Source organism: Vibrio sp. 1562 (assembly GCF_033340155.1).
Lineage (GTDB): Bacteria > Pseudomonadota > Gammaproteobacteria > Enterobacterales > Vibrionaceae > Vibrio > Vibrio alginolyticus.
This window is the reverse complement of the sequence record NZ_JAWOVY010000767.1, coordinates 1-519: the sequence shown is the minus strand read 5'-3', so window position 1 is coordinate 519 and position 519 is coordinate 1. Positions and strand designations below refer to the sequence as shown.

The following is a 519-nucleotide window of genomic DNA, read 5'->3' as shown; positions in this document are numbered from 1 at the left end:
CGACCTAACGGGTGATCCGTGGGGCGGCCGTACATTGGAGTGGGCGACGTCTTCACCTCCGCCGTTCTACAACTTTGCTCATCTGCCAAAAGGCGACGTACTGGACGCGTTCTGGTATCAAAAACAAAGTGGCGAGTTCGACCCAATGAAAGAAGTGGAGTACGAACGCATCCATATGCCGAAGAACACGGCGACGGGTATTTATGTGTCGGCTTGGGCGCTGGTCTTTGGCTTTGCGATGATCTGGTACATCTGGTGGCTAGCGGCAGCAAGTTTGGTGGGTATCGTTGTGACGTGTATTCAGCACAGCTACAACGATGACGTGGATTACTACGTTGAAGTGGAAGAGATCAAAGCGATCGAAGCCGCTCGCCGAGCTCAGCTAGAAGAAGCGAAGAAAGGAACCGTGAAAGACAACGAAAACAGCGATGATCTGGAGGTGACCTATGCAAACTAATATCGCAGCTCATCATGACTATGATCACCATCATGACACGAATGGCAACAAGCTGTTTGGTT

At 51.1% G+C, this 519-nt stretch carries 1 pseudogene; it reads left to right on the top strand.

From position 1 onward, the window contains the following. Window positions 1-457: pseudogene (locus tag R7Z49_RS27535) on the top strand (cytochrome o ubiquinol oxidase subunit I); the annotation flags it as partial. Between the last annotated feature and the right edge of the window lie 62 nt (window positions 458-519).